25 protein-coding genes are annotated in these 23,798 nt (G+C 71.2%); 17 read left to right on the top strand and 8 right to left on the bottom strand.

What is annotated here, in order from left to right:
* Positions 1–99: 99 nt before the first annotated feature.
* A complete protein-coding gene (gene mshD / locus LGI35_RS22030) occupies positions 100–1,032 on the bottom strand; it encodes a mycothiol synthase (RefSeq protein WP_227295711.1) in 933 nt (310 codons plus the stop codon).
* Between the two features lie 173 nt (positions 1,033–1,205).
* Here mshD and LGI35_RS22025 point away from each other — a divergent pair, with 173 nt between their 5' ends.
* Together LGI35_RS22025 and LGI35_RS22020 are read left to right on the top strand one after the other, a co-directional pair.
* Complete coding sequence (locus tag LGI35_RS22025; protein ID WP_227295710.1) at positions 1,206–3,017, top strand: bifunctional metallophosphatase/5'-nucleotidase; 1,812 nt, start codon at positions 1,206–1,208, stop codon at positions 3,015–3,017.
* Between the two features lie 90 nt (positions 3,018–3,107).
* Positions 3,108–4,373: an LmeA family phospholipid-binding protein gene (locus tag LGI35_RS22020; protein WP_227295708.1), complete on the top strand. Its 1,266-nt coding sequence runs from the start codon at positions 3,108–3,110 to the stop codon at positions 4,371–4,373.
* Between the two features lie 5 nt (positions 4,374–4,378).
* Here the strand turns inward: LGI35_RS22020 and LGI35_RS22015 are convergent, their stop codons facing one another.
* The 3 genes from LGI35_RS22015 to LGI35_RS22005 all read right to left on the bottom strand — a co-directional run bounded on the left by LGI35_RS22015 (position 4,379) and on the right by LGI35_RS22005 (position 7,770).
* Positions 4,379–5,836 (bottom strand): HAMP domain-containing sensor histidine kinase, encoded by a 1,458-nt coding sequence (locus LGI35_RS22015; protein WP_227295707.1) that lies wholly within the window; start codon positions 5,834–5,836, stop codon positions 4,379–4,381.
* A complete protein-coding gene (locus LGI35_RS22010; RefSeq protein WP_227295705.1) occupies positions 5,833–6,567 on the bottom strand; it encodes a response regulator transcription factor in 735 nt (244 codons plus the stop codon). The genes LGI35_RS22015 and LGI35_RS22010 overlap by 4 nt, the downstream gene beginning before the upstream one ends.
* A 99-nt stretch (positions 6,568–6,666) precedes the next feature.
* Positions 6,667–7,770 carry a S1C family serine protease gene (locus LGI35_RS22005; protein ID WP_227295704.1) on the bottom strand — a complete coding sequence of 368 codons (1,104 nt, stop codon included), beginning with the start codon at positions 7,768–7,770 and terminating at the stop codon, positions 6,667–6,669.
* A gap of 342 nt (positions 7,771–8,112) precedes the next feature.
* On the opposite strand from LGI35_RS22005, the gene LGI35_RS22000 reads away from it, so the two are divergent.
* Positions 8,113–9,867, top strand: coding sequence for a trypsin-like serine protease (locus LGI35_RS22000; RefSeq protein ID WP_227295702.1), 1,755 nt, complete (start codon positions 8,113–8,115; stop codon positions 9,865–9,867).
* A gap of 64 nt (positions 9,868–9,931) precedes the next feature.
* Here LGI35_RS22000 and LGI35_RS21995 read toward each other — a convergent pair whose 3' ends face one another.
* Both LGI35_RS21995 and LGI35_RS21990 read right to left on the bottom strand, forming a co-directional pair.
* A complete protein-coding gene (locus LGI35_RS21995) occupies positions 9,932–10,954 on the bottom strand; it encodes a LacI family DNA-binding transcriptional regulator (RefSeq protein ID WP_116512267.1) in 1,023 nt (340 codons plus the stop codon).
* Positions 10,955–10,977: 23 nt separating this feature from the next.
* Entirely contained in the window at positions 10,978–11,850 is an 873-nt protein-coding gene (locus tag LGI35_RS21990) for a winged helix-turn-helix transcriptional regulator (protein ID WP_227295700.1), read from the bottom strand.
* Between the two features lie 269 nt (positions 11,851–12,119).
* On the opposite strand from LGI35_RS21990, the gene LGI35_RS21985 reads away from it, so the two are divergent.
* The 11 genes from LGI35_RS21985 to LGI35_RS21940 all read left to right on the top strand — a co-directional run bounded on the left by LGI35_RS21985 (position 12,120) and on the right by LGI35_RS21940 (position 20,135).
* Positions 12,120–12,953: an alpha/beta hydrolase gene (locus LGI35_RS21985; RefSeq protein WP_227295698.1), complete on the top strand. Its 834-nt coding sequence runs from the start codon at positions 12,120–12,122 to the stop codon at positions 12,951–12,953.
* Positions 12,954–12,989: 36 nt separating this feature from the next.
* A complete protein-coding gene (locus tag LGI35_RS21980; protein ID WP_116512270.1) occupies positions 12,990–13,244 on the top strand; it encodes a MoaD/ThiS family protein in 255 nt (84 codons plus the stop codon).
* Positions 13,245–13,249: 5 nt separating this feature from the next.
* Positions 13,250–14,533 carry a polyadenylate binding domain-containing protein gene (locus LGI35_RS21975; RefSeq protein WP_227295696.1) on the top strand — a complete coding sequence of 428 codons (1,284 nt, stop codon included), beginning with the start codon at positions 13,250–13,252 and terminating at the stop codon, positions 14,531–14,533.
* 126 nt (positions 14,534–14,659) lie between these two features.
* Positions 14,660–15,388, top strand: coding sequence for an LmeA family phospholipid-binding protein (locus LGI35_RS21970; protein ID WP_227295694.1), 729 nt, complete (start codon positions 14,660–14,662; stop codon positions 15,386–15,388).
* 191 nt (positions 15,389–15,579) lie between these two features.
* Entirely contained in the window at positions 15,580–15,660 is an 81-nt protein-coding gene (locus LGI35_RS46620) for a putative leader peptide (RefSeq protein WP_351257108.1), read from the top strand.
* 145 nt (positions 15,661–15,805) lie between these two features.
* Positions 15,806–16,645 carry a sulfurtransferase gene (locus LGI35_RS21965; protein ID WP_227295692.1) on the top strand — a complete coding sequence of 280 codons (840 nt, stop codon included), beginning with the start codon at positions 15,806–15,808 and terminating at the stop codon, positions 16,643–16,645.
* A 49-nt stretch (positions 16,646–16,694) separates the two neighbouring features.
* Positions 16,695–16,982: a DUF1416 domain-containing protein gene (locus LGI35_RS21960; RefSeq protein ID WP_100595620.1), complete on the top strand. Its 288-nt coding sequence runs from the start codon at positions 16,695–16,697 to the stop codon at positions 16,980–16,982.
* Positions 16,983–17,210: 228 nt separating this feature from the next.
* On the top strand, positions 17,211–17,594 hold the full coding sequence (locus tag LGI35_RS21955) for a hypothetical protein (RefSeq protein ID WP_227295690.1): 384 nt from the start codon (positions 17,211–17,213) through the stop codon (positions 17,592–17,594).
* Between the two features lie 14 nt (positions 17,595–17,608).
* The gene (locus LGI35_RS21950; protein ID WP_227295680.1) at positions 17,609–19,180 is read left to right on the top strand and encodes a peptidoglycan-binding protein; all 1,572 of its coding nucleotides are present in this window, start codon (positions 17,609–17,611) and stop codon (positions 19,178–19,180) included.
* A 31-nt stretch (positions 19,181–19,211) separates the two neighbouring features.
* On the top strand, positions 19,212–19,682 hold the full coding sequence (locus LGI35_RS21945) for a protease inhibitor I42 family protein (RefSeq protein ID WP_227295678.1): 471 nt from the start codon (positions 19,212–19,214) through the stop codon (positions 19,680–19,682).
* 42 nt (positions 19,683–19,724) lie between these two features.
* Complete coding sequence (locus LGI35_RS21940) at positions 19,725–20,135, top strand: hypothetical protein (RefSeq protein WP_227295675.1); 411 nt, start codon at positions 19,725–19,727, stop codon at positions 20,133–20,135.
* Between the two features lie 188 nt (positions 20,136–20,323).
* Here the strand turns inward: LGI35_RS21940 and LGI35_RS21935 are convergent, their stop codons facing one another.
* Positions 20,324–20,599, bottom strand: a complete 276-nt coding sequence (locus LGI35_RS21935) for a DUF3099 domain-containing protein (protein WP_227295673.1) — start codon at positions 20,597–20,599, stop codon at positions 20,324–20,326.
* Between the two features lie 25 nt (positions 20,600–20,624).
* Positions 20,625–20,987: a DsrE family protein gene (locus tag LGI35_RS21930; RefSeq protein WP_100595624.1), complete on the bottom strand. Its 363-nt coding sequence runs from the start codon at positions 20,985–20,987 to the stop codon at positions 20,625–20,627.
* Positions 20,988–21,130: 143 nt separating this feature from the next.
* On the opposite strand from LGI35_RS21930, the gene LGI35_RS21925 reads away from it, so the two are divergent.
* The 3 genes from LGI35_RS21925 to LGI35_RS21915 are packed head-to-tail and all read left to right on the top strand — an operon-like array spanning position 21,131 to position 23,639.
* The gene (locus LGI35_RS21925) at positions 21,131–21,835 is read left to right on the top strand and encodes a hypothetical protein (RefSeq protein WP_227295671.1); all 705 of its coding nucleotides are present in this window, start codon (positions 21,131–21,133) and stop codon (positions 21,833–21,835) included.
* Positions 21,832–22,671 carry a hypothetical protein gene (locus tag LGI35_RS21920; protein WP_227295669.1) on the top strand — a complete coding sequence of 280 codons (840 nt, stop codon included), beginning with the start codon at positions 21,832–21,834 and terminating at the stop codon, positions 22,669–22,671. The genes LGI35_RS21925 and LGI35_RS21920 overlap by 4 nt, the downstream gene beginning before the upstream one ends.
* A complete protein-coding gene (locus LGI35_RS21915) occupies positions 22,668–23,639 on the top strand; it encodes a hypothetical protein (RefSeq protein ID WP_227295667.1) in 972 nt (323 codons plus the stop codon). The genes LGI35_RS21920 and LGI35_RS21915 overlap by 4 nt, the downstream gene beginning before the upstream one ends.
* The last annotated feature ends 159 nt before the right edge of the window (positions 23,640–23,798 follow it).

Here is a 23,798-nt window from a genome sequence, read left to right as displayed (position 1 = left end):
TAATCAAGTAGTGAAAGGGTGGTGCAAGAGAGGGGCAGTGTCAAGTGACCACTGCCCCTCGGGTGCCTGCCTGCCGCTTTCCGCCGCTACGGACGCGGACTACGACTCCGTGCGGTACATCAGGTCCGTCTCGTGGGTGACGAAGCCGAGGCGCTCGTAGACCGTGACCGCGGGCTTGTTGTCGGCGTCCACGTAGAGCATCGCCGTCGGCAGACCCGACCTCTCCAGATGCCGCAGGCCCACCGCCGTGAGCGCCTTGCCGAGGCCGCCGCCCTGGCTGCCCGGCGCGACCCCGACGACGTACACCTCGCCGAGCTGTTCCTCGGCGTGGACCTTGGTCCAGTGGAAGCCGATGACCTCGCCGTCGGCCTCCCGGACGGCGAGGAAGAAGCCGGCCGGGTCGAACCACGGCTCGGCCTTGCGGTCGTCCAGGTCGCGCTGGGTCAGCGAGCCCTGCTCGGGGTGGTGGGCGAACGCCGCCGCGTTCACCGCGAGCCAGGCCGCGTCGTCCTCGCCGGGCACGAAGGTGCGGATGACGACACCCGCGGGCAGCACCGGCTCGGCGAGCTCGGGACCCTCGGCCAACGGGCGCCGCATCTGGCGCAGTTCGCGGAACAGGGTCAGGCCGAGGACCTGCGAGAGGTGCCGGGCCGCCGAGTGGCCGCCGTGCGCCCAGACCCGCAGCCGCTTGCCGGACGCGCCGAGCAGCGCCGAGCCGAGCGCCCGCCCGTGCCCGTGCCCGCGGTACGCGGGGTGCACGACGAGCTCGGCGGCCGGCGCCTCGATCGGGTCGGTGTCCTCCAGCTGGCCGTACCCGATCAGCTCGCCGTCGACGGTCAGCAGGAAGTGGCGCACGCCCTCCCTGGGGCCGCCGCGCAGCTGCAGCCTGCCCTGCTCCGAGACCGCCTGCTGCCCGTCGGCACGGGCGGCGTCCGAGAGGATCTCCAGGACGGCTTCCGCCTGGTCGGGAGTGAGGGCGGTGAGCGTCTCGATCTGGCGGTCGGGGGCGGTGGGCACGGCATCGCTGGTCATGGACAAGAGGGTACGGCGACGGGCCCGCGCCGGGCCTGCTGCCGGGTGATGGCAATCAGCTCGTAACCGGCAAACACCTGTCGTGCTACGCGCGTTGACCTTAGGCTGCCGACTTGGTCACGACACACCGCCGGCACCTCCGTCTCACAGCACCCACACAGGGGGACGCACCCATGACACAGCTGACACCGCACAGGACCAGACGCCGCGCCGCATCGCGGATACTCGCCGCGGCGGCCGGGTTCGCCACCGTCGGCGCGCTCGTCGCGGCGCTGCCCGCGAACGCCACGCAGGACCGGCACCACGGGGGCAAGGGCGGCCGCACGGTCGACGTGCAGCTGCTCTCCTTCAACGACTTCCACGGCAACCTGGAGCCGCCGGCCGGCTCGTCGGGCCAGGTCACGGAGAACCTGCCGGACGGCACCACGAGGAAGGTCGACGCGGGCGGCGTCGAGTACCTCGCCACGTCCCTGCGGACCGCCAGGAAGAGCCACCCGTACAGCGTCACCGCCGCTGCCGGCGACCTGATCGGGGCCAGCCCGCTGCTGTCGGGGCTCTTCCACGACGAGCCCACCGTCGAGGCGATGAACAAGCTCGACCTGGACGTCACGAGCGTCGGCAACCACGAGTTCGACGAGGGCGCCACGGAACTGGCGCGCATGCAGAACGGCGGCTGCCACCCCAAGGACGGCTGTTTCGAGGACGGCAAGAAGTTCGAGGGCGCCGACTACCCCTACCTCGCCGCCAACGTGACGAACGAGAAGACCGGCAAGCCGATCCTCGCCCCCTACTGGGTGTGGAAGCACAACGGCGTGAAGATCGGGTTCATCGGCGTGACCCTTGAGGGCACCCCCGACATCGTCTCCGCGGACGGCGTCAAGGGCCTGAAGTTCCAAGACGAGATCGAGACCGTCAACAAGTACGCCAAGATCCTCGACAAGCAGGGCGTGAAGTCGATCGTCACGCTCATCCACGAGGGCGGCGTGCCGGCCTCCGGCTCGTACAACTACGACTGCGACTCGCCGAGCGGCGGCGCCGGCATCTCGGGCCCGATCGTCGACATCGCCAAGGGCATCTCGCCGAAGGTCGACGCCCTGGTCACCGGGCACACGCACAACGCGTACGTCTGCACGATCCCCGACCCGTCCGGCAAGCCCCGCATGGTCACTTCGGCGTCCTCGTACGGGAAGCTCTACACGGACACGACGCTGACGTACGACCGCCGCACCAAGGACATCGTGCGTACGTCGGTGAAGTCGGCCAACCACGTGGTGAGCCGCACGCAGCCGAAGGCCGCGGACATGACCGCGCTCATCGGCCGCTGGAACAAGCTCGCCGCGCCCGTCGCCAACCAGCCCGTCGGCTACATCTCGGCGGACATCCCGGGCCGCGGCGCCACTTCGCCGGAGGAGCCGCTCGGTGACCTGATCGCGGACGCGCAGCTCGCGCACGCCAAGATCCTCGACCCGAAGACCTCGCTGGCGCTGATGAACCCCGGCGGCGTGCGTTCCGACCTCGTGTACAAGGCGAGCGGCAGCGAGGGCGACGGCGTCGTCACCTACGGCGAGGGCTTCACCGTGCAGCCCTTCAGCAACACCGTGAACCTGGTCGACCTGACCGGCGCGCAGGTCATCACCGCGCTCCAGCAGCAGGTCAGCGGTTCCAACGAGGCCTCGCCGAAGATCCTCCAGCCGTCGGCGGGCCTGACGTACACGCTCGACATGACGAAGGCGGGCGCGGCCCGGGTCGTCGTCGACTCCATCAAGCTGAACGGCGCCGCGATCGACCCGGCGGCGACGTACCGCGTCGCGATGAACTCGTTCCTCGCGGGCGGCGGCGACGGCTTCGCGGCGCTCGGCCAGGGCAAGAACCCGCTGGTCGGCAGCGACGACCTGAAGGCGTTCAACGACTACCTGACGGCGAACTCGTCGGCCACGTCGCCGATCGCGCCCCCGAAGGCGGACCGGATCACGATCGTGAAGTGACGTATCGCACGGCCGGGTCGGTGACCTAAACCGTCCCTTACTCGGAGTAATGCTCAGCGGTGGGGTCGGGACGTGTGGTGAAATCTCACGATGCGTTCCCCCCACCGCATAGCCACGTTCACGTCCGAGTCCGCCGAACTGTCTGATGTACGCACGGAGGAATCCGTTCCCTCAGGCACTGTGCCGCACAACCCGTACGACGAGTTGGGCGCCCTCGCGGACAATCCCCTCGACGAGTTCCTGCACGAGGAGGACCCCGAGGCGGGGCCGGACGACCAGCCCTGGTCCCGGCCCAACCACCGCCGCGGCAGCCGCCGCCGCAACCGGTTCGCCGGGCTGCCGCTCGCCACGAAGGCCGTCGTCGGGATCCTCGTCCTCGCCGCCTTCGTCACCCTCGCGGACCGCTGGGCCCTCCTCTACGCCGAGCACCGCGCCGCGGACCGGCTCAAGGAGCAGCTGCACCTGAGCGCCGCGCCCGAGGTCGACATCGGGGGCTTCCCGTTCCTCACCCAGCTCGCCGACCGGCGCCTGGACGAGGTGAAGGTCACCGTCCCCGACGTCGCCGCGAGCCGTGTCTCCCTCGCCAAGGTGTCCGCGACCATCCGTGACGTACGCATCGACGGCGACGGGCCCACCGACGTGCGCGGCGCCCGCATCGGCGGCATGACCGGCGAGGTCCTGCTCACCTTCGACGACCTGAACCGTGAACTCGGTGCCTCCCAGGTCACGTTCAGCGGACAGGGCCGTGACCGGGTCCTCGCGCGCGGCACGCTGCCCGTCGCCGGACACGACCTGAAGGTGCGCGCCGACGCCACGATCCGGCGCATCGGCGACACCGGCATCGCCACCGACATCGGCGGCATGCGGCTCGACATCGGCGACCTCGCCACGTACCGGCCCGGCACGCGTCCCTCCGAGGGCCTGCACCTCAGCCGCCGCTCCGTGGCGCGCCTCGCGACCGAGACCGCGAAGGCGAAGGCCCTGCTGTCCGTGCCGTCCCTCGTGCACCGGCTCGGCGTGCCCGACTCGGCCGTGCGCGCGGCGCTGCGCAGCGACCGGCGCCTGAGCGAACTCACCGGATCGCCGCGCTTCGTGCACCAGTTGATGTCCCTGAACCTGGTGGACCTCGCGCTCGCGCACCCGGCGCTCCTGAAGAAATTCGGCCTCGACCCGGCGCTGCTCCAGGGCCTCACCCGGCTCACCCGCCCCGAACTCGCCGACCGCCTCTCGCTGGCGTTCCGGCTGCCGAAACTGCCGGGCGCGGGCACGGGCGACGTCCGGCTGAGTGACGTGCGGGTCGAGAAGGACGGGATCCGGGTCGGCCTGACGGGGGAGGGCCTCGGCTTCGGCCGGTAGGTCGCTCAGGCCCCTTCGGGGACCTCCGGCGGGGGCGTGGGCGCGCCCGGCAGCTGCACCGTCGCGACCGTGCCGCCGCCCTCCGCGGCCCCGAGCTCGACGGTGCCGCCGTAGCTCTCCACCGTCCGGGCCACGATCGACAGGCCGAGGCCCGACCCCGGCAGCGCCCGCGCCGTCGGCGAGCGCCAGAACCGGTCGAAGACGTACGGGAGTTCATCGGCCGGGATGCCGGGACCGTGATCGCGCACGGTCAGCCGGCCGCGCATGAGGTGGACCTCCAGGGTTCCCTCCGGCGGGCTGAACTTGACGGCGTTGTCGAGGAGATTGACGATCGCGCGCTCCAGGGCGGCGGGCTCGGCCCGTACGTACCAGGGGGCGAGCTCGGACGTGATGGTCAGCTCGGGTCCGCGCAGCCGGGCCCGCTCGATCGCGGTGCGGACCGTGTCGTGCAGCGAGACGACCTTGAGCGGGCCGTCCCCGCCGGCCAGCCCCGTACGGGACAGCTCCTGCAAGTCCCCGATGAGCGCGGCCAGTTCCGTCATCTGGGCCTTGAGCGAGGCCATCAGCGCCTTGCGGTCGTCCGGCGGGATCGCCCGGCCCGTCTCGTCGCTGCGGGTGAGCAGCTCGATGTTGGTGCGCATGGAGGTGAGAGGGGTGCGCAGCTCGTGCCCGGCGTCGGCGATCAGCTGCCGCTGGAGGTCACGCGACGAGGCGAGCGAGGCGGTCATGGAGTTGAAGGACGCGGAGAGGCGCGCGATCTCGTCGTCGCCCTCCACGGGGATGCGGACGGTGAGGTCTTCGGTACGGGCCACGTGTTCGACGGTGTCGGTGAGTTCGTCGACGGGGCGGAGTCCCGTTCGGGCCACCCACAGTCCGGCGGCGCCCGCGCCCACGACGCCGATCCCCCCGATGGTCAGGAGGACCAGCGCGAGGTTGTTGAGGGTCTTGTCGGTGTCTGTCAGGGGCACGGCGACCGTGAGAGCCAGGTTCTGCACAACGGCGCGCGCCGGGCCGCCGGTGACGGCGGCGCGGGTCATGACGCGCAGCGGCTTGCCGTCGCTGTCGACGCCGTTGCGGAAGTAGAGGTGGTCGGTGTCGCCGCGCTTGGCGACCGCCCGATCACCGGCTGTGGCCTCGACCAGGCCGACCGAGTTCGCGGCGACGCACACGGTGCCGTCGCTGTTGACGACCTGGACGTAGAACACCTGAGGGTGCCCGAAGCCGTTGTCCGTGGCGGGTGTCCGGGTGCAGTTGGCCAGCAGATCGGCGTACTGACCCGCCGTGACCCCGCCGGGGATGGCGCCGCGCAGATCGTCGTCGACCTTGTTGTACAGCTGCTTCTCCACGATGAACCAGCACGTCACCGATACGGCGGCCACGGCGAACGCGACGGCGACGGCGGTCAGGAGCGAAAGCCGGGACCTGAGGGGCAGCCCCCGGAAGTAGCGGACGACCCGGTTCATTCGCTCCCGCCCGAGCGCAGCACGTACCCCACACCCCGCACCGTGTGAACGAGCCTCGGCTCGCCGCCCGCCTCCGTCTTGCGCCGCAGATACATCACGTACACGTCCAGGGAGTTGGAGCTGGGCTCGAAGTCGAAGCCCCACACCGCCTTGAGGATCTGCTCGCGGGTGAGGACCTGGCGCGGGTGGGCCAGGAACATCTCCAGGAGCGTGAACTCCGTGCGGGTCAGTTCGACGGTGCGCGCGCCGCGCGTGACCTCGCGGGTCGCGAGGTCCATCCGCAGGTCCGCGAAGGACAGGACGTCACCCGCGTCGTCCGCCGGGCCCGTCGCGGAGGCGTAGGCGCTGCGCCGCAGCAGCGCCCGTACCCGCGCGAACAGTTCGTCCAGTTCGAAAGGCTTGACCAGGTAGTCGTCGGCGCCCGCGTCGAGCCCGGTCACGCGGTCGCCGACGGTGTCGCGCGCCGTCAGCATGAGGATCGGGGTGCGGGACCCGCCGGCCCGCAGCCGCCGGGCGGCCGTGAGGCCGTCCATGCGCGGCATCTGGATGTCGAGGACGACCAGGTCGGGCTGGTAGGCGGCCGCCTTGTCGAGCGCGTCCGCGCCGTCGACCGCGACCTCCGTGCCGTACCCCTCGAAGGCGAGGCTGCGCCGCAGCGCCTCTCGGACGGCGGGTTCGTCGTCGACGATGAGAATGCGCTGGGGTTCGCGGTCGCCTTCGGCGGGGCTCATGGGTGGGCTTCCTCGGGGGTGCGGACGGTGGTGGGGGCCGGTATCAGCCTCGCACGGAGGCGCTACGGGTGCGTGCGGCGCGGCGGTGCGCGGCCGGGGTCAGCCGCCGGAGGTGCCCCCGCTGCGCAGCGAGTCGAGGTCGGCCTTGACGGTGTTGACGGGGATGGCGAAGCCGAGTCCGACGCTGCCCGCGCTCGACGATCCCGACCCGCTGTCCGAACTGGCCGAGTACATCGCGGAGTTGATGCCGATGATGTTGCCGTTCATGTCGATGAGGGCGCCGCCGGAGTTGCCGGGGTTGAGGGACGCGTCGGTCTGGATGGCCTTGTACGTCGTCTTCGAGGAGCCCGTGTCGCCGTTGAACTGCTGCCCGCCGAACTCGAACGGCCACCGGTCGTCGCTGCCGCCGCCCTGTTGCTGCTGCTGTTCCTCGTCCGTGGAGACGGTGACGTCGCGGTCGAGCGCGGAGACGATGCCGCTGGTGACGGTGCCGGTCAGGCCTTCGGGGGAGCCGATGGCGACGACCTCGTCGCCGACCTTGACGTTGTCGGAGTCGCCGAGGGACGCGGTCTTGAGACCGGACGCGTTCTTCAGCTTGATGAGGGCGAGGTCCTTCTTGGCGTCGGTGCCGACGACCTCGGCGGTGTAGGTCTTGCCGTCGCTCGTCCGCACCTTGACCGTCGAGGCGCCGGAGACGACGTGGTTGTTGGTGACGATCTCGCCGTCGCTCGTGATGACGACGCCGGAGCCGGTGGAGCTGCCCGCGTTCGAGGTCGCGTTGATCTCCACGATGGCGGGGCTGACGGCCGCGGCGACACCGGAGACGGTGCCCTTCTGGCTGGTGGGCACGACGCTCGTGCCGGCGGAGGCGGAGGTGGAGGTGGACTCCTTGCCGGTCAGCTCCTGGAAGGCGTACGCGGTGCCGCCGCCGACGGCCGCGGCGGCGATGGCGACCGCGGCGAGCAGCCCGAGCGGACCCCTGACCCGCCGCCGGCGTGCGGGCGCGGGCGGTGCGGGGGAGCCCTCCGGCGTGGGAGCGGGCCACATCGCCGAACCCGGGGCGGCGTTCACCGGCTGCGGCGGGTCGTAGGCGGGCGGGGGCGGAAAGGCGCCGCCCGCCTCGGGGGTCCCCGGATACGGGGACTGCGAGTGCTGCTGCTGGCCCTGGGGGTACTCGCCGCTTCGGCGGAAGCTCTCGGTCATGGCAGCAAGCCTGAACCGCGTTCATGAGAGCCACCTGAGCGTGCCCTGAGAGTCCCGCGAGAACCCTGTTTGCCCGAAATAAAGACGCCTCGGAAAACGCCGGGTTGACGGAGGGTGAGGTGCGGGAGGGCGCCCGGACAACTCTCACCTGCCTGCTGTGAAGGTCGTGTGCCGAGGGGCTCGTGAGATCTACGATCCGTGCGCCGGAGGGGGGTCTGCGGCGGTGCACGGGTCCGAGCCCGAATCCGATTTCCTGTCCGCTCGGTGTCCGGTACCGGCCGTGGTGCGCGCCGTACGCCTCTTCTCGGGCCCTGAAGCCACTCCTCACACCAGGAGCCCTGAGTGATACCTGCCCTGCGCGACCGCTGGAGACGCCCCGTCACGGCGCTGTCCACGGCCGCTCTCGCGCTGGCGCTGAGCTGCGCCGGCGCCCTCGTGGCGCACCCCGCCACCGCGGCCGACGACCCGCCCGGACTGCCCGACGCGAGCGTCGCCCGCACCGCGAACCCGACCCCTTCCGCCTCCGACGCCGAACTGCGCAAGCGGGTCGTCGAGGCCGCGAAGACCCGGGCGACCCCGGAGACGAAGCCCAAGAAGACGCCGTTCATCATCGGCGGCACCGAGACGCCGATCTCCTCCGCGCCGTGGATGGTCCAGCTCTCGTACTACGACGCCGCGTCCGGCGACGGCTACTTCTGCGGCGGCACCCTCGTCGCCCCGAACAAGGTCCTCACCGCGGCGCACTGCGTGGCCGGTCTGGACTGGGCGGACAACGGCGCGGTCGTGGCCGGCGCCACCGGCCTGCTCGACAGCGCCAACGGCACCGTCGCGGGCGTCTGGCGCCAGTGGAACCACCCGCGCTACAACGCCGACACCATCCAGAACGACATCGCGGTCCTCACCCTGGACCGTCCGCTGGAGGACCAGTGGACGAAGCTGGTCCAGAGCAACGACACCGCGTCCTACAAGGCGGGCACCTCCGCCACGGTCTACGGCTGGGGTCTGACCTCGGGCGCGCAGGACGCCGACCTGTCGGCGATCCTGCGCAAGGTCACCCTGCCGCTGGTCTCCGACTCCACCTGCAACACCGCGATGCAGTCCGTCCTCGGGGAGGACGACTTCGTCGAGGGCTCGATGTTCTGCGCGGGCACCCCGGCGACCGGCGCCGACGAGGGCACCAAGATCACCTGCAGCGGTGACTCCGGCGGTCCGGTGGTCGTCGGCGGCCGCGTCGTCGGCATCGTCTCGTGGGGTGTCTCCGGCTGCACCGCCAAGGGCGCCTACCCCGTCTTCACCAAGGTGTCCTCGTACGTCTGGGCGGCCCAGCCGCGCATCGACGACACGGACCTGAGCTTCGACGGCCGGGCCGACCTGCTGGCGCGCACCCCCTCCGGGGGCCTGTTCGAGCAGGACAGCAAGGGCACGTCGCTCGCCACGCGCGCCTACCAGAGCGCCGGCTGGCAGACCGCGAGCTGGGCCCTCCAGGCCGACCTGGACCGGGACTTCTTCCAGGATCTGATCATCCGCGACAGCACCGACGGCAAGCTGTACCGCAGCTACTACGACCACGCGGCGGACGCCTTCGAGTGGATGCAGATCACCTCGGTGTGGGGCGGCTACAAGTCGTACGCCATCCCCGGCGACATGACCGGTGACTCCCGCCCCGATCTGGTCGCGGTGGACGCCGACGGCTCGACGTACCTCTACCCGGGCAAGGGCAACGGCGAGTTCTACGGCAAGGTCAAGGTCGTCGACAAGGCCTGGAAGGGCGTCAAGATCTTCGGCCGTGGCGACCTGACCGGCGACGGCAAGGCCGACCTCCTGGTCCGCAACAGCTCCGGCGTCCTGTACCTCTACCGGGGCACGCAGGTCGAGCACACCCCGTTCGCGGCGCGCATCCAGGCGCGCACGGGCTGGAACTTCACCTCGTACGTGACGAGCGGCGACGTGACCGGCGACGGCATCGCCGACGTCATGGCCCGCGACTCGGGCGGCACGCTCTGGCTCTACCCGGGCACCAACAAGGCGTCCTCCGACGTCTTCGGCGCCCGCAAGAGCCTGGGCACCGGGTTCAACCAGTACAACCTGATGTTCTGAGCGACCCGGAACACAGCACGCGCGCCGGTCCGGTGTTTTCGGGCCGGCGCGCGGTCGTGCGAGGTCAGGGGCAGCCGCAGGACTGGCGGACGACCAGCCGCGAGGGGAACACCTTCAGGCGCTCACGCCGGGAACCGGCGACGCGCAGCGAGTCGTCGAGGACGAGGTCGACGGCGGACCGCGCCATCGCCGAGCGGTCGGACGCGACCGTCGTCAGCGGCGGATCCGTCAGGCCCGCCTCCTTCACGTCGTCGAACCCGGCGACGGCCAGCTCGCCCGGCACCTCGATCCGCAGCTCGCGCGCGGCCCGCAGGATGCCGAAGGCCTGGTCGTCCGTGGAGCAGAAGATCGCCGGCGGCCGCTGGGGCCCGGCGAGCAGCTCGAGCCCGATCTTGTACGCGTCGTAGCGGTTGTACGGCGCCTCGAACAGCCGCCCCTCGGTGGAGAGCCCCGCCTCGTGCATCGCCCGGCGCCAGCCCTCGACGTGGTCGGAGACCGGGTCGCCGACGGACGGCGTCTCGGCGGTGCCGCCGACACAGGCGACGTACGGGTGACCGTGTTCAAGAAGATGGCGGGTGGCGAGCTGGGCGCCGCCGATGTCGTCGATGACGACGGCGACGTCGTCGATCGCCTCGGGCCGCTCGTGCAGCAGGACCACGCGCGCGTCCCACGCCTCGATCTCGGCCGCGGCCAGATCGTTCAGGCCGTGGCTGACGAGGATGAGGCCGGACACCCGCATGCCGAGGAAGGCCCGCAGATAGTGGACCTCGCGCTCCTCGACGTAGTCGGAGTTGCCGACGAGGACCATCTTTCCGCGCTCGGACGCCGCCTGTTCGACGGCGTGCGCCATCTCCGCGAAGAACGGCTGGCGCGCGTCCGGCACGATCATGCCTATGAGGTCGGTCCGCCGCGACGCCATGGCCTGGGCGACCCGGTCGGGCCGGTACCCCAGTTCCTTGATCGCGGCGAGTACACGCTCGCGCGTGGCCGGGGCAACCGGCCTAGGTCCGTTGTTGATGACGTAGCTCACGACCGCGGTCGAAGTACCCGCCAGTCGCGCCACGTCATCCCGAGTCACCTTGGCCACGCGCGGAGTCTACGCGGATGGACCTACCGCTGGGCAGGGCGTCCGGCGGCGGCCTGACGAGCGCCCGCCCGGGGCTGCTCGGCCGGCTCCCGCGCGGCACGGGAATCCGCCGCGGAGTCCGTGCCGTCGGCGTGGGCCGGGTGCTCCGCCGGTGCCGCGTGCTCAGTGTCGTCCGGCCTCGGCGTCGCCGCCTTGGCCTTCGCCCCGTCCGCCGCCCGCTCGACCTTCTCCGGCGTCACGAAGCGGTAGCCGACGTTGCGCACGGTGCCGATCAGCGACTCGTGCTCGGGCCCGAGCTTCGCGCGCAGGCGCCGCACGTGGACGTCCACGGTGCGGGTGCCGCCGAAGTAGTCGTAGCCCCACACCTCCTGGAGCAGCTGGGCGCGCGTGAAGACGCGGCCCGGGTGCTGCGCGAGGTACTTGAGGAGCTCGAACTCCTTGAAGGTCAGGTCGAGGACCCGCCCCTTCAGCTTCGCGCTGTAGGTGGCCTCGTCGACCGACAGGTCGCCGTTGCGGATCTCCATCGGGGAGTCGTCGGTGACGATCTGCTGGCGGCCCATCGCGAGGCGCAGCCGCGCCTCGACCTCGGCCGGTCCCGCCGTGTCGAGAAGTACGTCGTCGATGCCCCAGTCGGCGGTGACGGCCGCGAGGCCGCCCTCCGTCACGACGAGGACCAGCGGACAGCCCGGCCCGGTGGAGCGGAGAAGCTGGCACAGGCTGCGCACCTGTGGGAGGTCGCGGCGCCCGTCGATGAGGATGACGTCGGCACCGGGGGTGTCGACGAGAGCCGGGCCCTCGGCGGGGGCGACCCGCACGTTGTGCAGCAGCAGGCCGAGAGCGGGGAGCACCTCCGTCGACGGCTGAAGGGCATTCGTGAGGAGCAGCAATGAACTCATCGCGGCCCACCTGCCTGGGTCGTCCTACGGTCGTGCACGTTTCGCTCGCCCATAACGTCGGTTCCTCCTCGGTCCCTGCGAGGACGTTTACGGCACTGCTTCGTACTGCTTGTTCGTACTGCTTCTCGTGCTGGTTCGCACGGCTTCGGGCCCCGCGCCCTGGGGCCCTGTGCGCCTCCCGGCCGGCGTTCGTATACAACGCGGTCCGAAAGCACAAAAGGACCCGGGGGCTTCGCTGCCCGGATCCTCTGACTAGGAGAATAGCCCACATGAGTTCCGGTCCGGCAGGTCAAGACGCACGATCTTCTGTGCAGCCGATCACTGCCCGCTCACGCCGTGTGATGCTGCGCACGCGGGACGGGGTCCCGATCGAGGCCGCCCACGACCCCGGGCCGGGCCCCGCCGGCGGCCCGGTGATCGTGGTCGCGCACGGGTTCACGGGCGATCTGGAACGGCCGCACGTCCGGCGGGCGGCGGGGGTGTTCGCGCAGCGTGCCGCCGTGGTCACGTTCTCGTTCCGCGGCCACGGGCGGTCGGGCGGGCGGTCCACCGTCGGTGACCGGGAGGTACTCGACCTGGTGGCCGCCGTGGAGTGGGCGAGGTCACTCGGGCATGAACAGGTGGTGACCGTCGGCTTCTCGATGGGTGGTTCCGTCGTCCTGCGGCACGCCGCGTTGCACAGGGGGCGCACGGAAGCGCGCGCCGACGCCGTCGTCGCGGTGAGTGCCCCGGCCCGCTGGTACTACCGGGGGACCGCGCCGATGCGGCGGCTGCACTGGCTGGTGACGCGGCCCGCCGGACGGGTCGTGGGCCGTGTCGGACTCCGCACCCGCATTCACCCGCACGAGTGGGACCCGGTGCCGCTCTCGCCGGTCGAGTCCGTTCCGCTGATCGCGCCGACGCCGCTCCTGATCGTGCACGGCGACCGGGATCCGTACTTTCCCCTCGACCACCCGCGGATGCTCGCCGCGGCCGCGTCCGGCGAGGCCGAGCTGTGGCTGGAAGCGGGCATGGGGCACGCCGAGCACGCGGCGGACGACGGGCTCCTCGCGCGGATCGGCGACTGGGCCACGGCATCATGGACGACGGCAACCGCCGAATAGACCGCTTGGACAGACCGCACGGGAGGAACGCCGCACATGGCCAACGGGACCATCCGCTACTGGGCCGCGGCCAAGGCGGCCGCCGGTGTCGCCGAGGAGCCGTACGAGGCCGAGACGCTGGCCGACGCGTTGGAGGGCGCGCGTGCGCGACACCCCGGAGACCTGGTGCGCGTCCTGCAGCGTTCCTCGTTCCTGATCGACGGCGATCCCGTCGGCAGGCGCGGGCATGAGACGGTACGGCTTGCCGAGGGCGGCACGGTCGAGGTGCTCCCGCCGTTCGCAGGAGGGTGACCGCGATGAGTGACGAGCCGTACGAAGACGAGTACGGGCAGCAGCAGCCGCCCCAGCAGACTCAGCAGTGGCAGGGCCAGACCTGGGACACCCAGGTCCAGTCGACGTACCCGCAGCCCCAGGGATTCGAGCCCGGCCAGACCCCGTTCGGCCAGAGCCCGTACGGGCAGGCCGCGTACGGGGAGACCCCCTACGGGCAGGCCGCGTACGGGCAGGGCCCGGTGAGCCAGACCGGCGGTGACCAGCAGGCGTACGGGGAGCAGCAGGCGTACGGCGGTGACCGGCAGGGTCACGGCTACGGGCAGGCGCCGTACGGGCAGGGGCCGGCGGTGCAGACGCCGGGCGGGCAGAGCACGCCGCCGCCCGCGCATGCCGCGTACGGCGAACCGGCCGGGTACGGGCAGGCCCCCCACACCCCCGGTGCCGACCAGCAGACGCAGGTCTTCGGGACGGTGGCGGCGGCCCAGCCGCTGCCCGTCGCCGAGCCGGAGGCCGCCGCCTACGGGCCCGCCACCGTCACCGGCAACCCCCGCGTCACCGACGCGCAGCGCGCCCGTGCCGAGGGGCGGTCGCCGATCATAGAGCCGGGGATGCAGCCCGCCGCGCTGACCGCGCTGCTCGGGCTGCTGCTCGCGGGCGGCGCCGCGGTGGGCCAGTACGCGCTGCTCGTCCCGCTCGTGCTGCTCCAGGCCGTCACGGCCGCCGGCTGGTTCCGGCTCAACGGCATGTGGCCGGCCCGGCAGGGCATCGCGCTCGCCTTCGCGGGCGGCCTCGCCGCCGACGCGGCGCTGCTCGTCACCGGCCGGGAGAACGCGCCCGCCGCGATCCTCGGCACCCTCGGTGTCTGGGTCCTGCTCACCCTCGTCCTCCAGCTCCGCAGCCACGCGGCGCCGGACGAGCGCATGTACGGCCTGATGGCCACGGTCGCCTCGGCGGCGCTCGCGATCGTCGCGACCGGACACCTGGCGGCCGACCCGGACGCCGTGACCGTCGGCGCCGTGGCGGTCGCCGTCGCCGTCCTCGCACGGGCGCTCCCGCTGCCGACGCCCGCCTCCGTGGGCGTCGCGCTGCTCGCCGCCGCGGGCGCCGGAATCGCGGCCGGCGGTCTGACGGACATGGGGTCCAAGGGCGCGCTCCTCGGCCTCGGCGCCGGTGTCTGCGCGCTGATCGGCCACCGCGTCGCGAGTTACGACTATCCGTCCCGCTTCGTGCACATGACGGCGGGCGTGGCCCTGCCGCTCGCCGCCGCGGCCCCGGCCGTCTACCTGCTCGGGCGGGTCGTGGGCTGAGCGTCCGGCGGGCGTACCGCCTGTCACAGCTGATCGACAAGAATCGGGCCGGGCCCCCGTCTCGGGGGCCCGGCCCGTACGCTCGCGATCAGGAACTGTCGTCCAGGTGGGGGGAAACACCGGGCCATGCGTGCTCTGCGGATACTTCTGATCGTCGTCGTGATCCTGGGCGGCCTGTTCGTCATCGCCGACCGGGTCGCGGTGAACTTCGCCGAGGGCGAGGCGGCCGACCGCGTGCGCACCAGCGAGGGCCTGGCCGGCACACCCGACGTGTCCATCAAGGGCTTCCCGTTCCTGACCCAGCTCGCGGGCGGCAAGCTCGACGACGTAGAGGTCGGCATCAAGGACTACGACGCGAAGAGCGGCGGCGAGTCGATCCGGATCGCCGATCTGAACGCCGAGATGCACGGCGTGGAGTTCTCCGGTGACTTCAGCTCCGCCGTCGCCGACTCGGCCACCGGCACCGCCCGCATCTCCTACGCCGAGCTGCTCAAGGCCGTCAGGAAGCAGGACGCCGCCCAGGTCGCCCCGGGTGTGACGGCGCGGATCGAAGGCCTCTCCTACGGCGGCGGCGACAAGGTCAAGATCGCGATCACCGTGCACACGCCGCTGGGCACCCTGCACCCCACGGTCCTCAGCTCGGTCAAGGTCACCGACGGCAAGGTCTCGGCCCGTGCCGACAGCCTGCCCAAGATCGGCGCGCTCGACCTGGCCGAGGGCCGGATCCGCGCCGTCACCGACTTCCAGCAGGCGATCGACAACCTGCCGGCCGGGATCGAGCTGGACCGGGTCGAGGCGGTCAAGGACGGCGTCGAGATCTCGGTGAAGGGTTCGAAACTCGACCTCGTCGGGTAGCACTCGGAAAACGGCGCGTCCGCACTGCGAGACGGCGCCGTCCGCACAGCAGTGATCAGCGGAGCCGCAACGGCCCCGGAGCCCCTTCCCTCAGGCCCCGGGGCCGCACTCGTCTCGTATCGCGGACGATCGTGTCTCACGATGCGACACACCGGTGACACGGCCGCCCGTGCGTACCTACGATCGGTGGCATGAAGCGACAGGCGGATCTCACGAAGCGGCGGGCAGTAGACCTGTGCCGCGTCGCCGCCATGCTCTGTCGCACCGCCTGAGCGGGACGGCAACTCCCGCTTCCCCAGGCCCCTTTGAGGCCTCCCCTCGCGCGCGCCGAATGCCGTCCCTGTTCGCATGCAGGGACCGTGCCCGCACCGCACCCGCACTCCCGCACCCCGCCGCAACTGCCCCGGAGGAGAAAAAATGAGCCGCAGCGACGTCCTGGTAGACGCCGACTGGGTCGAGGCGAACCTCGACAACCCGAAGGTCGTCATCGTCGAGGTCGACGAGGACGCTTCGGCGTACGACAAGAACCACATCAAGAACGCCGTCAAGGTCGACTGGCAGCAGGACCTGCAGGACCCGGTCCGCCGCGACTTCATCGACCAGGCCGGCTTCGAGAAGCTCCTGTCCTCGCGCGGCATCGCCAACGACGACACGGTCGTCCTCTACGGCGGCAACAACAACTGGTTCGCGTCCTACGCCTACTGGTACTTCAAGCTCTACGGCCACGACAGCGTCAAGCTCCTCGACGGCGGCCGCAAGAAGTGGGAGCTCGACTCGCGCGACCTCGTCGCCGAGATCGTCCAGCGCCCCGCCACCGACTACAAGGCCAAGGCCCAGGACACCTCGATCCGCGCCTTCCGTGACGACGTCGTCGCCGCGATCGGCAGCCTGAACCTCGTCGACGTGCGCTCCCCCGACGAGTTCTCCGGCAAGCTCCTCGCGCCGGCGCACCTCCCGCAGGAGCAGTCGCAGCGTCCGGGCCACGTCCCGTCCGCGCGCAACATCCCGTGGTCGAAGAACGCCAACGACGACGGCACGTTCAAGTCGGACGACGAGCTCAAGGCCCTCTACGAGGACGAGCAGGTCGACCTGGCCAAGGACACCATCGCGTACTGCCGCATCGGTGAGCGCTCGGCCCTGACGTGGTTCGTCCTGCACGAGCTGCTCGGCCAGGCCAACGTCAAGAACTACGACGGCTCGTGGACCGAGTACGGCTCCCTCGTCGGTGTGCCGATCGAGCTCGGCGCCAACAAGTAACCCTCCCGGACCCCTCAGACAGACCTGACCGACCTTTTTGGAGAAACACATGTGTGGAGCGAAGGCCGGCGGCCCCGACGCCTCGACGATCAAGCCCGGTGAGACCACCATCCAGGGCCAGGTGACCCGCGACGGCGAGCCCGTCACCGGTTACGTGCGCCTGCTGGACTCGACCGGAGAGTTCACGGCAGAGGTCCCCACCTCGGCGACGGGCCAGTTCCGTTTCTACGCGGCCGAGGGTACGTGGACGCTGCGCGCCCTGGTCCCCGGAGGCTCGGCGGACCGCACGGTCGTCGCCCAGACCGGTGGTCTCTCCGAGGTCGCCATCGCCGTCTGACGCGGCTCGCCGTGTGACGGCGGCGCAGATACGGCCGAGGGGCCGCACCTCCGGGGGTTGGACGCCTACGGAATCGAGGTGCGGTCCCTCGGCTTTGTGTGGGGCCTGCACCGAAAGGCGTGTACATGGCGGCATTCTGCTAATTTCTTGAAGGCTGTGACCTGACTCAACTTCCTTGTGCGGAAGGCGTGTCGAGGTCGTGGACTCAAGAAAATCGGGGGAACTGCCATGACCTCTCCGGAGGGCTATCAGGTCGGGCACAAGGGCATGTCGGGCCAGGCCGGCGAACTCGACGGCGCGGGTACCGACGTCGGCAAGATCGGCAAGGCCGTCGCCGGCACGATGTGCTACTCGCAGGACGCGCTGGGCGGCTCCGACACCGGTCCCGCGTTCAACACGTTCGCGGCCGCGTGGGAGGCCGAGACCAAGGTCCTCGAAGCGGCCCTGCACGAACTCGCGGACAAGGTCCGCCTCTCCAGCCGCGCGTACTCCGGCTCCGACATCGGCGTACGCAACGGCGCGCAGTCCGTGTCCGTCGGCTCGGCGGCCGAGGAGCGCGTCGGCACGATGCCGGCGTACGCCGAGCGCCCGTCCGCGCTGTCCGCCTACTGACGGGGCCCGCGACCGTGACGGAATCCACGAACGACCGCAGGCAGAAGCTCAACGGCCTGCGCGACAGGATCTCTTCGGCCGGCAGCAAGAACGACCTGATCGACGCGATCGAGGACGCCCTCGGTGTCTCGGGGCCGGTCGGCGATCCGAAGGTGATCGAAGCGCTGGGCAAGCGCTACACCGGCCAGACCGACGAGGCCGACGCCGTGAGCGACCGGATCGACAAGATCGCCCGCAAGGGTCTGCCGCAGGTCTGGGTCGGCGACACGAGCGTCCTCGCCTCCGACGTGGTGGGCGCCGCCTCCCGCGACGCCCAGCAGATGATCGAGGCGTTCCAGGGCGGCGGCAAGGCCCTGATCGCGCTGTCCGACGCGCTGGAGACCGCGCAGACCCTCGACGGCACGGGACGAGGCAAGCTTCGCGACGCCCGCGGCATGCTCGGCGGCAAGGACGGCTGGTTCGACGACTGGCACGAGGACGACGACGAGGAGGCCCTCCGTCTGAAGGCCCGCTCGCTGGCCTCCCACGGCGCCGACGACCTGCACAAGGCCGCCGCCGACGCCGACGACGCCGCCCGCGTCGCGGCCCGTGACCTCAACAAGTTCGCCGCCGAGGCCCGCGCCGGCCAGCTGGGCACCGACGAACTGACCGCCGCCGACCGGCTCGCCCTCGCCGACACCGCCAACCCCGGCGGCGACCTCGAACTGAACGAGATCCTCAGCGCCAACGACCTCGAACGCTCGGGCCGCGCCATGGAGGACATGTCACCCGCCGAACGGGCACGTATGGAAAGGCTGTTGGCGAACGCGTCGAGCCCGCAGGAGAAGGCGTACCTCATGAAGGCCCTCGCCTCGGGCTACGGCGTCGGCGAGGTCGAGAAGTTCGGCGGGAAGATCCACGGCAAGGACCCGGCGTGGCTCTCGGAGCACCTGACACCGGTCACCACGAAGTCCGTCGGCGGCGGCAAGGAGCAGCAGGACTTCCGCGGCGAGCTCTGGGACCAGGACGACGAGACCTGCGTCCCGTCCTCGACGGTCACCGCCCGCGCCCTCGTCGACCCGGTGTACGCCCTCGAACTCACCGGCGGCCCCGACGGCACCGACGACGACCCGGACCACTTCCGCAAGCGCCTGCACGACGAGCAGTTCCGGATGAACGACGAGGGCGACGGTGAGATGGACGGCTGGTGGTGGGACCGACACCCGGCCGGCATGGACTCCGACGGGCAGGAGGAGATCTCCGACAAGGAGCTCGGCCCGCACACCGGCGACAAGTACGACCAGAAGGAGATGGACGGCGCCGACGACCGGCGTGGCGTCCTGCCCGACATCGAGAAGTCCGTCGCCGACGGCAAGCCCGTGCCCATCAACATCACGCGCGTCGACGAGAACGGCGACCGCCACGGCCACAGCCTGATGATCATCGGCCAGGAGGGCGGCAAACTGCAGGTCTACAACCCGTGGGGCACCACGTCGTGGATCAGCGAGGACGATTTCATCAACGGTGATCTCGAGTCCGTCGTCGACGACCGCTACTCCAAGGCCCATCACGGCGACGTCAACCGCGTCTACATCCAGCAGGACTGAACCCACCGTGCGAATGCGAAACACCCCGCGAATGCGAAACATCGTGCGTACCGCGGCCGCTTCGGCCGCCGCCCTCGTCACCCTTTCCGGATGCGGCGGCTCCACCGGGCCCACCGCCTTCGGGCCGGGTGAGCGGAGCGTCTCCGTCGACAAGGGAGACACGTTCACGCTGGAGGTCCCGGCCAGCCCCGCCCTCGGCCAGAACTGGTACTTGGCGAGCCCGCGCCCCGACACGGGCGTCGTCACGTACCAGGGTCGGCGCGAGGAGGAGGACGGGGGCGACGAGGACCTCATCGGCAGCGGTGACGGTGCCCAGTTCTTCGACTTCGAGGCGCGCGCGTCCGGCAGGACGACGGTGAAGCTGCTGTTCTGCCCGCACGGCCTGTGCGGGAGCGCCGCGGAGGTGAGCGCGAGTCCGGTCCCGACCGCCACGGACACGGCGGCCCCGACCAAGTCGGACGACGAGGTCGCCTACTACGTCTACACGATCACCGTCCGCTGACCTGCACGGGAACGGACCGACGGAACGACGGAACGGAACGGAATGACCATGGTCCACGACCGCTCCCCGCGCACCGACGACGAGGTGCTCGCCGCCACCGACGTCTCGACGCTGCTGCGCCACGGCCTCACCCGCGACGCCTTCCGCACCGCGCTCTTCGGCGACGGTGCGATCGCCGCCGCGGTCACCCTCGACCGGCTCGACGTGCTGCCGCGCTCGGTGACGTACGTGGCGAAGATCGTCCGGGCCGGCGGCCTCGCGTACGCGGCCGCGCTGCCCGAGCCGCTGCCGTCGGGGGCGGCGTCCGCCTGCCTGCGGGACTGGCTGGATATGGCGGCGCAGGTGGCCGAGGCGCCGGGTGACGAGACGCGCGCGGCGCGGTGGCTGGAGACGGTCGCGGAGATCGTCGCGATGCGCCGCGCAGGCCGGGCCGAGGGGGGCGAGAGCGCCTAGGGGCCTCGGGGGTTTTGGAGCCTCACGGGCCTTGAATGGCTTAGGGGCCTCACGGGCCTCACGGGCCTCACGGGCCTCACGGGCCTTATGGGGCTTAGGGGCAGCCTCGGGGTCTCACGGGCCTTATGGGTCTCAGGGGTCCTAGGGGTCGTCTTACACGCCCTAGGACTCCGTGGGTGGCCTGAGGGCTAAGGGTCGTACGGGTCCTGGGGGCGCTTCTTGCCGTCCAGCTCGTCCCACCACTCGTCGGACTTCGCGTCGCCGGAGGGGTCGTCCCACCAGCGGTCGTCGGGCCCGCGGCGGTTGGCGACGATCGCGGCGACGGGCGGAATCACCATCGCCACGATGCACATCGCCACCGCGGCGGGCACGGACCAGAGGCGCACGACGGCCCAGGCCAGGACGAACAGGCCGATGCAGAAGCCCATCATGGCGAAGTACAGGTGACGACGCCGCGAGTACATGCTTCAAGCGTAGGTCCGCGCCGCGTCAATAGACGAGCGCCTGCGTCCCGTCCGTCATCGCCTCCTGCACGAAGACCTGAGCACCGGCGATCCGGACGCCCTCGATGACGTCCTTCTCCGTGATCTCGCGGCGGGCCGCGCACTGTGTGCACAGCGTGATCCGCCCGGCCGCCAGGATCGACTCGATCAGGTCGGGCAGCGGCGCGGCGTGCGGCAGCTCGAACTCGGCGGCGCGACCCGGCAGCGCGAACCACGACGACTCACCGGTCAGCCAGAGCGAGACCTCCACGCCGCTGGCCACGGCCACCGCCGCGACCGTGAAGGCCTGCGAGCAGCGTTCGGGGGCATCGGCCCCCGCGGTCACCTTGATCACGAGCTTGTTCGCCATGGCTGAATCGTAATCAACTGCCGTACAACCAGGGATGTTGCCTGTGGGTCTCCTGTGCGCGCGGATACGGAATCCGCGCTTCGAGTTCCGTGGGGGACCCGTTGGATGACGAACGAATACCGCAGGGGGCGCCGGAGCCGTCCGTGCCCGTGGTGCCGGAGAGGCCGCGCCGCCGCGGCCGCACCACCCTGCTGATCGCCTGCGCCGCCCTGCTCGGCGCGGTCGCGGGCGTGTGCACCGGCTACGTCGTACAGGCGGACCGGGAGCCGACGGCGCTGCCGCCGTTGTCCCTGGCAGTGGTCGGGCAGGCGAAGGGCGAGGGGCCCCAGGTGGCGCCCCGGGCCCAGGACGGCGATCTGCGCAAGCTCCTCGCGCCCAGGCCTGCCGGGACGCAGAAGGCGGACGCGCGGCAGGGCTGGATGAACCAGTACGCCTTCGCGAACCGCTTCAAGGATCCGCGCTGGATGTTCGGGCAGCTCGCCGAGGGCGGCTTCCGCCGGGCCACCATCGAGGCCTGGCGGCGCGGCCAGTCCACGACGGAGGTCCAGCTCATCCAGTTCCGGGACGACACCGACTCCGGCTCGCGCAAGTTCCTGGACGGCCAGCAGAGCTACATGGGTGACAGCGACTGGGCGGGCAACGAGGGGGTGCCGCTCACCGGCAGCGGCAACGGCCGCGTCTACGTCTACGACAAGCCGCACACCGAGGCCGGCTACCTCCCGGTGTACCAGGCCAGGGCGCTCGCCGCCCGTGGCGACATCGTCATGGACATTCGCCTGTACGACACCAGGCCGATCCCCGAGAAGACCGTGATGTCTCTCGCGAAGCGCCAGTTGGAGCGACTGTGAGCGACCTGGACACACAGCTTTCCGAACCCGGGCCCACCCCGGATCCCGCCCCCGTCGCCACGGTTCCCGCTCCCGTCGCGGGGAGTGCGGCCCGCCGCTGGCCCGTCGTGGCCGTGGCCTGCGCCGTCGTGCTCGCCGTCGGCGCCGGCACCACCCTCACCGTCATGAAGGTGAACGCCGCCGACCGCTCGGCGCCCACCGAGGTGTGGGCGAAGCCGAAGGAGCAGAAGCAGGCGAAGCCCGGCCAGGCCAAGGCCCAGGGGCTCAGCGCCCGGCTGCTCCCGGTCCCCAAGGCCTACCGGCTGGGCCCGGACATCGACGAGTACGGCAACGACAAGGCCCTCACCGGCAGCGAAGCCACCGCCCGCCTCAAGAAGGGCGCGCGCAACCTGCCCTCCCGCCAGCGCGAGGCGCAGGAGAAGGCCATCGACAAGCTGAAGCTCAGGGGCATGGCCATGCGCAGCTACCAGCTGAGCGGCTCCATCGGATTCGGGTCCGACGACGCCAAGAAGTCCCTCGTCGTCGACATGCAGCTCGCCCAGATGCAGAACCGCAGGGCCGGGCGTCAGCTCAAGGAGTTCCGCAGCGAGTTCCTGCGCTCGGTCGGCGTGTTCCCCAAGGGGCCGAAGGTCAAGGGCCATCGCAACGCCGACTGTTTCCTCGCGCCCAAGGACAGCAAGGGCAAGCTCGAAATGGTCCTCTGCAGCGCGTACGAGGACGACGTGCTGGTCACCGCCACCGGGTACGGCCCCAAGCCGCTCAACACCGCCGAGGTCGCCGGCCTGCTCGCCCAGCAGCTCGACCGCCTGACGTCGCAGGGAGGGCAGCTCGTATGAGCGAGACACTGCAGCCGGCCGAGGAGCCGCAGCAGGCCGAGGCCCCGCGGCGGGCCGAGACGCCGCGGCGGGCCGAGACGCCGCGGCCGGCTGAGGAGCCGCAGCGGCAGGAAGCCGTGGCCGCGGACGTTCCGCAGCAGCAGGACCCCGTGGCCGCCGGGTCCCCGCAGCAGCCGGGTACCGGTCCTGCCGAGGAGGCCCCGCCCGCCCCCAGGGACCGGCGCGTCCTGCGCGCCGTCCTGCGCTGGACCGCCGCCGTCGTCGTCTTCGGCGTGATCGGCGCGGCCACCGCGTACGGCGTCACCGAGCAGAAACGCACCGATCTGCCGGGCCTGGCCACCGAGAGTGACGGCCGCTGGACCTTTCCGGCGATCGAGAAGCCCCCGCTGCCCGACGGCTCCCCGGCCCCCTTCGCCGACGGCAACGACAGCGAGACCCACTACGCCGATCTGCGCAAGCTCGTCCTGCCCCTGCCCCGGGGCGCCACGCCGGACAAGGCGCTGGCCGGGAAGGACGGTTGGCTGCCCACGTCCGTGTACCTCGACGCGTACGAGAAGGAGGGGCGCCAGGACCTGGGACAGCAGCTCAAGGACGACGGGCTGCGGCAGATCGCGGCCCGCGGCTGGACCACGCCCGACGGCACGCGTACGCGGATCTACGCGCTGCGCTTCACCTCTGCGGCCTTCACCCGGATCGTCCACGCCGACCTGACGGACAACGTGTCCTCCCCGGCGGACGCGCCGTACGCCGACGAGGAGTACGGCGGCTGGGCGGAGAAGGTCGACGTCCAGTACACGAAGCGGAACGTCTTCACGGAGGCGAAGCCGTACGGGAGGACGGCGGTGCGATACGCCTACATCGAGGCCGGTGACGTCATCGCCCTGGTGATCCAGTCCGGGAAGGCCGCCCTGCCGCCCCGGATCACCTTCCAGCAGACCGTCGTCCTGCAGAGCCAGCTCCTCGGCTGACCGCCGCACCCCGCTTGGGTGACCTCATCGAGAGAGCCGGGCCCCACCCGACTAAAGTGGGGCCCGGCTCTGTACCGACCACCGCTCACCGAGGAGCACCCCGTGCTTGAGGCCTTCTTCTCCACTCTGCTCGTTCTGGTCTGCGTCGGCGTTCTCGCG

The organism is Streptomyces longhuiensis (assembly GCF_020616555.1).
Taxonomy (GTDB): Bacteria; Actinomycetota; Actinomycetes; order Streptomycetales; family Streptomycetaceae; genus Streptomyces; species Streptomyces longhuiensis.
This window is presented reverse-complemented; position numbering and strand designations above follow the sequence as displayed.

Excerpts from the sequence above, each read along its gene's own strand:
- mshD (WP_227295711.1), bottom strand. The coding sequence starts at position 1,032 with ATGACCAGCGATGCCGTGCCCACCGCCCCCGACCGCCAGATCGAGACG.
- LGI35_RS22025 (WP_227295710.1), top strand. The coding sequence starts at position 1,206 with ATGACACAGCTGACACCGCACAGGACCAGACGCCGCGCCGCATCGCGG.
- LGI35_RS22020 (WP_227295708.1), top strand. The coding sequence starts at position 3,108 with ATGCGTTCCCCCCACCGCATAGCCACGTTCACGTCCGAGTCCGCCGAA.
- LGI35_RS22015 (WP_227295707.1), bottom strand. The coding sequence starts at position 5,836 with ATGAACCGGGTCGTCCGCTACTTCCGGGGGCTGCCCCTCAGGTCCCGG.
- LGI35_RS22010 (WP_227295705.1), bottom strand. The coding sequence starts at position 6,567 with ATGAGCCCCGCCGAAGGCGACCGCGAACCCCAGCGCATTCTCATCGTC.
- LGI35_RS22005 (WP_227295704.1), bottom strand. The coding sequence starts at position 7,770 with ATGACCGAGAGCTTCCGCCGAAGCGGCGAGTACCCCCAGGGCCAGCAG.
- LGI35_RS21990 (WP_227295700.1), bottom strand. The coding sequence starts at position 11,850 with ATGAGTTCATTGCTGCTCCTCACGAATGCCCTTCAGCCGTCGACGGAG.
- LGI35_RS21985 (WP_227295698.1), top strand. The coding sequence starts at position 12,120 with ATGAGTTCCGGTCCGGCAGGTCAAGACGCACGATCTTCTGTGCAGCCG.
- LGI35_RS21980 (WP_116512270.1), top strand. The coding sequence starts at position 12,990 with ATGGCCAACGGGACCATCCGCTACTGGGCCGCGGCCAAGGCGGCCGCC.
- LGI35_RS21975 (WP_227295696.1), top strand. The coding sequence starts at position 13,250 with ATGAGTGACGAGCCGTACGAAGACGAGTACGGGCAGCAGCAGCCGCCC.
- LGI35_RS21970 (WP_227295694.1), top strand. The coding sequence starts at position 14,660 with ATGCGTGCTCTGCGGATACTTCTGATCGTCGTCGTGATCCTGGGCGGC.
- LGI35_RS46620 (WP_351257108.1), top strand. The coding sequence starts at position 15,580 with ATGAAGCGACAGGCGGATCTCACGAAGCGGCGGGCAGTAGACCTGTGC.
- LGI35_RS21965 (WP_227295692.1), top strand. The coding sequence starts at position 15,806 with ATGAGCCGCAGCGACGTCCTGGTAGACGCCGACTGGGTCGAGGCGAAC.
- LGI35_RS21960 (WP_100595620.1), top strand. The coding sequence starts at position 16,695 with ATGTGTGGAGCGAAGGCCGGCGGCCCCGACGCCTCGACGATCAAGCCC.
- LGI35_RS21955 (WP_227295690.1), top strand. The coding sequence starts at position 17,211 with ATGACCTCTCCGGAGGGCTATCAGGTCGGGCACAAGGGCATGTCGGGC.
- LGI35_RS21945 (WP_227295678.1), top strand. The coding sequence starts at position 19,212 with ATGCGAAACATCGTGCGTACCGCGGCCGCTTCGGCCGCCGCCCTCGTC.
- LGI35_RS21940 (WP_227295675.1), top strand. The coding sequence starts at position 19,725 with ATGACCATGGTCCACGACCGCTCCCCGCGCACCGACGACGAGGTGCTC.
- LGI35_RS21935 (WP_227295673.1), bottom strand. The coding sequence starts at position 20,599 with ATGTACTCGCGGCGTCGTCACCTGTACTTCGCCATGATGGGCTTCTGC.
- LGI35_RS21930 (WP_100595624.1), bottom strand. The coding sequence starts at position 20,987 with ATGGCGAACAAGCTCGTGATCAAGGTGACCGCGGGGGCCGATGCCCCC.
- LGI35_RS21915 (WP_227295667.1), top strand. The coding sequence starts at position 22,668 with ATGAGCGAGACACTGCAGCCGGCCGAGGAGCCGCAGCAGGCCGAGGCC.